This window comes from Sphingobium sp., from assembly GCF_041987595.1.
Lineage (GTDB): Bacteria > Pseudomonadota > Alphaproteobacteria > Sphingomonadales > Sphingomonadaceae > Sphingobium.
In genome coordinates this window covers 1-8,318 of sequence record NZ_JBHIWJ010000142.1, presented here as the reverse complement: position 1 = coordinate 8,318, position 8,318 = coordinate 1, and the positions used below count along the sequence as shown (strand labels likewise).

The 8,318-nt window shown below is 63.1% G+C and carries 9 protein-coding genes, 1 tRNA gene and 1 pseudogene; 7 read left to right on the top strand and 4 right to left on the bottom strand.

Annotation, left to right across the window (positions count from 1 at the left end; translation table 11 throughout):
- A pseudogene (locus ACFC3J_RS21165) lies at positions 1 to 294 on the top strand (hypothetical protein); the annotation flags it as partial.
- A 39-nt stretch (positions 295 to 333) separates the two neighbouring features.
- On the opposite strand, the gene ACFC3J_RS21160 reads toward ACFC3J_RS21165, so the two are convergent.
- Positions 334 to 408, bottom strand: a tRNA-Val gene (locus tag ACFC3J_RS21160).
- Positions 409 to 550: 142 nt separating this feature from the next.
- On the opposite strand from ACFC3J_RS21160, the gene ACFC3J_RS21155 reads away from it, so the two are divergent.
- Together ACFC3J_RS21155 and ACFC3J_RS21150 are read left to right on the top strand one after the other, a co-directional pair.
- Positions 551 to 1,870 (top strand): dicarboxylate/amino acid:cation symporter, encoded by a 1,320-nt coding sequence (locus ACFC3J_RS21155; RefSeq protein WP_375197958.1) that lies wholly within the window; start codon positions 551 to 553, stop codon positions 1,868 to 1,870.
- An 88-nt stretch (positions 1,871 to 1,958) separates the two neighbouring features.
- Complete coding sequence (locus ACFC3J_RS21150; RefSeq protein WP_375197957.1) at positions 1,959 to 2,336, top strand: MerC domain-containing protein; 378 nt, start codon at positions 1,959 to 1,961, stop codon at positions 2,334 to 2,336.
- A 68-nt stretch (positions 2,337 to 2,404) separates the two neighbouring features.
- On the opposite strand, the gene glpX is transcribed toward ACFC3J_RS21150, so the two are convergent.
- On the bottom strand, positions 2,405 to 3,388 hold the full coding sequence (glpX, locus tag ACFC3J_RS21145) for a class II fructose-bisphosphatase (RefSeq protein ID WP_375197959.1): 984 nt from the start codon (positions 3,386 to 3,388) through the stop codon (positions 2,405 to 2,407).
- Between the two features lie 137 nt (positions 3,389 to 3,525).
- Here glpX and ACFC3J_RS21140 point away from each other — a divergent pair, with 137 nt between their 5' ends.
- Positions 3,526 to 3,837, top strand: coding sequence for a hypothetical protein (locus tag ACFC3J_RS21140; RefSeq protein ID WP_375197956.1), 312 nt, complete (start codon positions 3,526 to 3,528; stop codon positions 3,835 to 3,837).
- An 18-nt stretch (positions 3,838 to 3,855) separates the two neighbouring features.
- Here the strand turns inward: ACFC3J_RS21140 and ACFC3J_RS21135 are convergent, their stop codons facing one another.
- Both ACFC3J_RS21135 and ACFC3J_RS21130 read right to left on the bottom strand, forming a co-directional pair.
- Positions 3,856 to 5,175: a homoserine dehydrogenase gene (locus tag ACFC3J_RS21135; RefSeq protein ID WP_375197955.1), complete on the bottom strand. Its 1,320-nt coding sequence runs from the start codon at positions 5,173 to 5,175 to the stop codon at positions 3,856 to 3,858.
- Positions 5,176 to 5,251: 76 nt separating this feature from the next.
- A complete protein-coding gene (locus ACFC3J_RS21130) occupies positions 5,252 to 6,130 on the bottom strand; it encodes a hypothetical protein (RefSeq protein WP_375197954.1) in 879 nt (292 codons plus the stop codon).
- A gap of 248 nt (positions 6,131 to 6,378) precedes the next feature.
- Here ACFC3J_RS21130 and ACFC3J_RS21125 point away from each other — a divergent pair, with 248 nt between their 5' ends.
- The 3 genes from ACFC3J_RS21125 to ACFC3J_RS21115 form a co-directional block, all read left to right on the top strand.
- On the top strand, positions 6,379 to 7,038 hold the full coding sequence (locus ACFC3J_RS21125; RefSeq protein ID WP_192665491.1) for an energy transducer TonB: 660 nt from the start codon (positions 6,379 to 6,381) through the stop codon (positions 7,036 to 7,038).
- A 71-nt stretch (positions 7,039 to 7,109) separates the two neighbouring features.
- Positions 7,110 to 7,868 (top strand): MotA/TolQ/ExbB proton channel family protein, encoded by a 759-nt coding sequence (locus ACFC3J_RS21120; protein ID WP_375197953.1) that lies wholly within the window; start codon positions 7,110 to 7,112, stop codon positions 7,866 to 7,868.
- Positions 7,869 to 7,981: 113 nt separating this feature from the next.
- On the top strand, positions 7,982 to 8,318 hold a 337-nt coding region (locus tag ACFC3J_RS21115), incomplete at its 3' end, for an ExbD/TolR family protein (protein WP_375197952.1).

Genomic DNA, 8,318 nt, shown 5'->3' with positions numbered 1-8,318 from the left:
GCCCTAGGCTGGCCGAAGGATGGGGAGAATGGGCAGAAGCTGATCCGCCGGTCGGTGGCGCAGCTGCTGCGCGACCCAGCCCGCAAAGTCCCGACCGAGCAGCTGGAGCTGCAACTGGGGCACCGCCGCATCGACAGTGTTACGGATCTCTATGCGGCCTTCGATCCGGGGTATCTGGCCGAGTGCACCCGCGCGATTGAGCAGCTCATGGATGAGATCGAGAAGCTCGCGCCGGGAGCGTTTCACCGGAAGGACACCGGAGGAGGCGCTACAATCATCCCGCTGAGGGCATAGAAAAAGCCCGCTAAGTCACTGACTTAACGGGCTTTTCCATGGTGGGCGTGGCAAGGATTGAACTTGCGACCCCTGCGATGTCAACACAGTGCTCTACCACTGAGCTACACGCCCACTGTGGAGGCGGCCAATAGCCGTGCCTGCCATGTCGCGCAAGCGGTAAATTTCGACTTCCTGCTATTCCTCTGGACAGTGGGCGTGCAGCCCATATGCTGCGGTGCAAAAGGGGACGCCAAACATCATGCTGCCATCCACCATGACGTCTGACCAGACCGTTCAGCGATTGCCCATCTACCGACAGCTTTATGCCCAGGTTCTCGTCGCCATCGCCTTCGGCGTGGCGATCGGACATTTTTTCCCGGAAACCGGCGTGGCGCTTCAACCTTTGGGGGATGCGTTCATCAAGCTGGTCAAGATGATCATCGCGCCGGTCATCTTCCTGACCATCGTCACCGGGGTCGCCGGCATGAAGGAACTGGGCGCGATCGGACGGGTGGCGGCCAAGGCCTTCGCCTATTTTCTGACCTTTTCAACCCTTGCGCTGATCGTCGGGCTGATCGTGGCCAATGTCGTGCATCCTGGAGCGGGGCTCAACATTGATCCGGCGACGCTGGATACGGGCAAGGTCGCCCAATATCAGCAGCAGGCGCATGACCGCACGTTGACCGGGTTCCTGCTCGATATCATTCCCGGCACACTGATCTCCGCGGTGGCGGACGGTCACAACATCCTTCAGGTGCTGTTTGTCGCAATCCTGTTCGGCATAGCCCTCACCATGATCGGCGAGAAAGCAGCGCCGTTGATGATGGTGCTGGAATCGGCCAGCCACGCAATTTTCAAGCTGGTGTCGCTGCTCATGAAGGCTGCGCCGCTCGGCGCTTTGGGTGCGATGGCCTTCACCATCGGCAAATATGGCGTGGGAGCACTCGCCAATCTCGCCGGACTGGTGGCGACATTCTATCTGACGTCGCTGCTGTTTGTCTTGTTCGTGCTGGGCGCCGTCGCCCGGCTTGCGGGGTTCAACATCCTGCACCTGATCCGCTATCTGAAGGCGGAACTGCTGCTGGTCCTCGGCACTTCCTCTTCCGAGGCCGCACTGCCCAGCCTGATCGAGAAGATGGAGCGCGCGGGTTGCCGCAAATCGGTGGTCGGGCTGGTCGTGCCGACGGGCTATAGTTTCAACCTTGACGGCACCAACATCTATATGACGCTGGCGGCGCTGTTCATCGCGCAGGCGACCAATGTGCACCTCAGTCTGGAGCAGCAATTGCTGCTGTTGCTGGTCGCCATGCTGTCGAGCAAGGGCGCGGCGGGCGTGACGGGGGCGGGCTTCATCACGCTGGCGGCGACGCTCTCCATCGTGCCCTCGGTGCCCGTGGCCGGGATGACCCTGATCCTGGGGGTCGATCGTTTCATGAGCGAGTGCCGCAGCCTCACCAATTTCGTCGGCAATGCGGTGGCCACCGTGGTCGTGTCTGTCTGGGAAAAGGGGCTGGACCGCGAACGCTTCGCGGCCGCCATGGCAGGACAGCCTCTTCCTGTCACGGCCGATATGGAGGAAGTGGTCGCCAGTTAGGGCATTTTCCCCGGCACTATCGCTCCGGCGCAAAATCAGGTTATGATATGTTGTAACTTTCGTTGCTCTCGCCTATGTAGCAGTCATCATGACGATCAGCCTTCGCCATTATCTGTTAAACGGCCGCATTGACCGCTTTGCGATCGCGCTGTCGGGCATGTGCGTGGCGCACTGTTTCGCGACGGCGGTTCTGCTGGGCGTGCTTGCATCGGCGGGCGGGATTTTCGAAAGCCCGATCTTCCATGAGGCGGGACTGGTGCTGGCGATCCTGCTGGGCGCGGTGGCGCTGGGCCATGGTGCGGTGGCGCATGGCTTTATGATGCCTGCCGCGATCGGGTCTTTGGGGCTGGGTATCATGGCTGGCGCGCTCACCATGGATCATGGCTGGCAGGAAAGCGCCTATACGCTGCTGGGCGTGGCGATACTGGCGCTGGGCCACGATCTCAATCATCGCGCCGGGCGGTAGGCAGACCCCTCCGAGCGGGCTGGCATGAAAAGGGACCGGCGGGGTCCCTTTTTTTCTGCTGTCCAGCCTCAGACCGGCTTGCGGTCGAGCCTGTGCTCGCCTTTCACCCAGCGCACCGTGCCGGTGCTGGCGCGCATCACGACGCTGTCGGTGGTGAGCTTGCTGCCCGGCAGCCGCTTGACGCCGGCCAGCAGCGATCCGTCGGTCACGCCGGTCGCGGCAAAGATGCAGTCGCCCTTGGCCAGCTCTTTCAGATCATAGACCTTGTCGAGATCGGTGATGCCCCATTTACGGGCGCGCGCGCGCTCATCATCGTTGCGGAACAGCAGCTTGCCCTTGAACTGCCCGCCGACGCAGCGCAGGGCCGCGCAGGCCAGCACCCCCTCCGGCGCGCCGCCCGACCCCATATACATGTCGATATTGGTTTCGGGGTTGGTGGTGGCGATCACGCCCGCCACGTCGCCGTCCGGGATCAGCATGATGCCGCAGCCAATGGCGCGCAGTTCCGTGATCAGCTTTTCATGGCGAGGCCGGTCGAGGACGCAGACGATGATCTCGTGCGGATCGACGCCCTTGGCATTGGCAACCGCCTCCACATTCTCCCTCACCGATTTGTTGAGGTCGATGATGCCGTCGGGCAGGCCGGGGCCGACCGCCAGCTTTTCCATATAGACGTCGGGAGCGTTGAGCAGCCCGCCTTCTTCGGAGATCGCCAGCACGGCCAGCGCATTGGGACCCGCCTTCGCCGTAATGGTGGTGCCTTCCAGCGGGTCGAGCGCGATGTCGATCCTCGGTCCCGTGCCGATGGCGTTGCCGACCTTCTCACCGATATAGAGCATCGGCGCTTCGTCCCGTTCGCCCTCCCCGATGACAACGGTGCCGTCCATATAGAGGTCGTTGAAGGCCAGGCGCATAGCTTCGACGGCAGCGGCATCGGCCGCCTTTTCATCGCCGCGGCCGATCAGTTTCGACGCGGCGATGGCGGCAGCTTCCGTGACCCGCACCATTTCCAGCACCAGCACACGATCGAGTATCGAGCTTGCCTGCACCATAGTCATTCCTCTTCCATCACTATTGGCGAGCGCGATAGGATGTCAGCCGATCCTTGTCGAGGGTGCGCTTTTCACGGGCGGGATGCAACGGAAGCCCGCCTGCCGCGTTCGCAGCAAAATAGACAAGAGTCGCGAAGATGATCGTCCTGCTGATTGCCGCCAGCCTCACTGCCCAGCCCGAAGGCCTGATCCGCCACGGCGCCAGAATTCGCCAGGCGCCGTGTCAGGCGGTGCCGTCGCTTTGTCTGGCCGGGGACGAAAATGAGGGCCGGCGTCTCACCATGGGCGCGGCGCTTCCGCGCGACAGCAAGATGAATGCCTATCGTTTCGATGCGCGGCCGTGCTGCGTGATCGGCAATATGAATTGCCCCAAGCGCGCCAATCGCCAGATATTCCGGCTGGGCGAGCCGATCGAACAGACGCTGGCGCGCAGTTTCGGGCTGAACTGAGCGCGGCCGGAACCTCGATCAGTCGAGAATATGCATGACCATCGGCGTCTGGAGCAGGCTGTCGGACCCGGCGAGCCGTTCCAGCGTGTTGAGGACGCATCGTTCCTCGCCCGCATGGGTGACGATGGCTACCAGCACGCCGTCAGCCTGATTCTCGCCGCGTTGGATCATGCTTTCGATCGACACGCCTGCATCGCGGGTGGCAGCGGCGATTTCCGCCAGCACCCCCGGGCGGTCCTGCACCTTGAAGCGCAGATAGGCGCGGCCGACGCGCTTGCCTGCATCCGCGGGCTTCTGTTGGGCGAGGGCGGCGACGGGCATGGCCAGCGCGTCGCCATATTCGTCACGCGCCACGTCGATCAGGTCTGCGACCACCGCAGAAGCTGTCGGGCCGTCGCCTGCGCCGCGCCCCTGAAAGAAGAGGCGGCCGACGAAATTGCCCTCGGCCACCACGGCGTTCAGTGATCCGTCGACATGGGCCAGCGGATGGTCGAGCGGCACCAGCATCGGGTGTACGCGCTGGAACAGGCCGTCGGGACCGTTCTCCGCCATGCCGACCAGACGGATGCGATAGCCCAGCGCGGCCGCTTCGGCGATGTCGGCGGCAATGACATGGCGGATGCCGGTCGTTGCGACCGCGTCAAAGTCGAGTTCCGTACCGAAGGCGAGGCTGGCAAGAATGGTCAACTTGTGCGCGGCATCGATCCCGTCAATGTCGAAGCTGGGATCAGCCTCGGCATAACCCAGTTCCTGCGCTTCCTTCAGAACCTCGTCGAAGCCCCGGGCATTCCCGGATTCTTTGGCCTTCTCCATGGTGGTCAGGATATAATTGCAGGTGCCGTTGAGGATGCCGTAGACGCGGCTGATCTCGTTCGCGGCTGCGCCCTCGCGCATGCCCTTGATAACCGGGATGCCGCCTGCCACCGCCGCTTCATATTTGAGCGCGACGCCCGCCTTCTCCGCCAGCGCTGCGAGATCGAGGCCGTGATGGGCCAGCATCGCCTTGTTGGCGGTAACGAAGGGCTTGCCCACCGACAGGCACTGACGGGCGAGGGTGAGGGCAGGGCCGTCCGCCCCGCCGATCAGTTCGACCACCACATCGATGTCGTCGCGGGTCGCCAGCGTCGTCATGTCGTCCACCCACTCATAGAGCGACAGGTCGACGCCGCGATCCTTGTTTCGGTCGCGCGCGGAGATAGCGACGATCTGAATCGGGCAGCCGGCGCGGCGAGCGATCAGATCGGCATTGGTCTGAAGCAACCGGATGACCCCGCCGCCCACCGTGCCGAGGCCGACGAGCGCGACGCGCAGCGGGGCATGGCGGTGCAGATTGGTCATGGCTTCTCTTTGTCCTTCCGGCTGATGAAGCCGCGCTGATAGCCGCCCGCGCGCGTCTGTCCAAGGAAAAGCGCGATCACCGCGCGGAACGCGTGCGCCCGCAGGGGCCAAGTGCGTGCAGGACGACCTGATAATCGGCCCGGGCTGCGTCGGCATCCTGGGCGGACAAGGCGCGCACCGAACGGCCGGGCAAGGCATCAGGCAACCCGCAGGCGAGGCGATACCAGAGCAGGCTGCCTTGTGCAGGCGGGCGGGCTGCTTCGTCGACAATCTCGCCCAGCGCTACCGCCCAGCGCGGTTCCTGACCGGGGCGCCGCAGAATCGACAGTGAAACCGGGTCGCCATTTTCGGTGCGAAGGAAAATCTGCGTCTCGCCCTCGCCCGCAATCGTGCCGGCGACATGGAAGGCATCGCCAAGGCCAATGATGCGAGGCGGAGCATTATCGGCGACGAGTTCCGAGAGAATCGCCTTCACCCGCTCCAGTTCTTCCGGAGAGGCGGCAATCTGGGCATCCGGCGCAATCAGCTGGATCTCGCCGGGTCGGGTGCCGGGGCGGGCGAAGAGAATGACCTGCGCCTTCTTCAGCTTGGGCAATCTGCCCCGCCCGTCGAGCGGCGCATCATACAGGTATCGAACAGTCGGACTGATTCCTCCCTCGCCGCGAATCAGATTGCTGACATTTGCTTCCACATAGACCCTCTGGTGGCCCGCGGGGGCGGTGCCGGCCTGCTCAGGTTTCAATTTTATGATGTTGCCGATACGCGCCTGTGCCACCAGCGGAGCAGCGTCCGCGAGATCGGCGATATCCGCATAAGCGAGGCCGGCTACCCGTGAAAATGATTGCGCTATCATGGCTCGAGATGGTGTCTGAGCCACGGAAATCTGCGATTGTGCGGCGGAAATGAGGCAGAGGAGGGCGACATTTCGGAACGGCATGGTGGATTTTTTTTTCATCTTCGTCCTAAGGTTGGCAGTCCGTGACATGTTTGTCACATGCAAGTCTTTCTGGTGTGTAATGGCGGTCGCAAATGATCATATCGATAAAGCGTTTGCGTGCCACGATGCGCCGCGATAGGAGTTCGCACGGTAGCAAATGGACGGATAGGGGCCAAGATGACCGGGGTGACCCGGCCAGCTCGGCCGTTTTTGGCTTATTTGCCGATAATCAACTGGTAAGCTGAGTTAAGGAGTGTCGTTGCCGAATGGCCTATGCTGACCACTCGCAAGGATCGAGTCGCACAGTCTCGATCATTATCGTCGCCCTGATTCACGCTGTTCTGGGTTATGCCTTCGTCACCGGTCTTGGCATGAAATATGTCAAAAAGGCGGCGGAACAGCTGAACGTGATCGACGTCAAGGAGGAACCGCCGCCACCCGATGAGGAGCCGCCGCCGCCGCCGCCGGATCAGCCTGTCGAACCGCCGCCGGTCGTAGCACCGCCGCCGATCGTGCAGACCCCGGTGCAAGCGCCGCCGATTCAGACGGTGCGCACACCTCCTCCGGTCTTTAACCCGGTCCCGGTTGCTGCACCGCCGCCGCCGCCTGCTCCGCCGCCGCCCGAGGTGCCCGCATCGCGTGCAACCCCGCGCAGCAGCCCGGGCAGCTGGCTCAGCGACGCAGACTATCCGAGCCGCGCGCAGCGTGAAGAGCGCTCGGGTACGGCAGGCTTCCGGCTCGAAATCGGACCGGATGGTCGTGTGACCAACTGCACCATCACCTCTTCGACCGGCCATGCCGACCTCGACGAGGCGACCTGCCGCCTGTTGCCCAAGCGCGCGAGATTCAAGCCCGCGACCGCAGCTGGGGGTGGTCCGATGTCGGATACGTACAACGGCCGTATCACCTGGCGTCTGCCGGAATGATTTGAAGGGCGGGCGAGCGCCGGTGCGCCGCCTTCCCGATTTATTGATCCTTTGAGAGGGAAGTCTTGAACATGTTGATGTCTATCGCAGCGGCCGCCGCTCCCAAGTCGGCCAATCCCTATGGCCTGATGGAAGCGCTCGAGCAGGGCGGCACCATCGCCTGGACCGTCTTCATCATCCTTTGCGGTATGTCGGTCGGTACTTTCTACATTCTGTTCACCAAGCTGATCGAACAGCAGAAGGTCATCAACCAGGGCAAGAAGGTTCGCGCGACCTTCTGGCGCGCCGCGTCGCTGAAGGAAGCTTCCGCGAAGCTGGAAAAGAACTCGGCCTACAAGCAGATCGTCGACGACGGCATCAAGGCCCAGGACGAGCATGGCAAGCTGACCGATCCGGTCGAAGCGCATGACTGGCTGCACGGCTCGCTGGCCCGCTCGGAAGCCGCGATCAACTCCAGCCTCGGTGGCGGTCTCGCCTTCCTCGCGACCGTCGGTTCGACCTCGCCGTTCATCGGTCTGTTCGGTACGGTTATCGGCATCTACCGCGCGCTCATCAAGATCGGCGCTGCCGGTCAGGCCTCGATCGACGCCGTTGCCGGCCCGGTCGGTGAAGCTCTGATCATGACCGCCCTGGGTCTGGCCGTGGCCGTTCCTGCGGTGCTCGCTTACAACTTCCTGCAGCGCCGCAACAAGTCGATCGCCGAACAGCTCAACGGCTTCACCGTCGACCTGCTGGCCTATCTGGTGTCGAACGGCGCCGTGAAGCCGTCGGTTGCCGCTGCTCCGGCCGCTGCTGCCGCCAAGCCGGCTGCTGCCGCGACCAAGGCCTGATAGGCTGAGATGCCGGTGAGGGGCCTGGCGGCGGCTGCGACTGCCGGTTCCCCCCGCCGGACGTGGGCCTCGGCAAACGGGGCACCATCGAAAAGCATGTTAGGAAATAATCAATGGCAATGAGTGTTGGCTCTGACGGCGGTGACGACAAGCCGATGTCCGACATCAACACGACGCCGCTCGTCGACGTCATGCTGGTGTTGCTCATCATCTTTCTCATCGCGGTCCCGGTCGTCGTCCAGACGGTTCAGCTGCAGCTCCCCAAGGTCGCGTTCGAGCCGACGACGACGAAACCGGAAAATGTCTCGCTATCGGTGACTCAGGCATCCGACGGCAGCTGCGCAGTCTACTGGAACCTGACCAAAGTGTCCTCCGACGAGCTGCTCGACCGTGCGGTCGCGAAGCTGGAAGCGGACATCAAAAAGGCTGGCGGCGTTGAAAATCTGACGC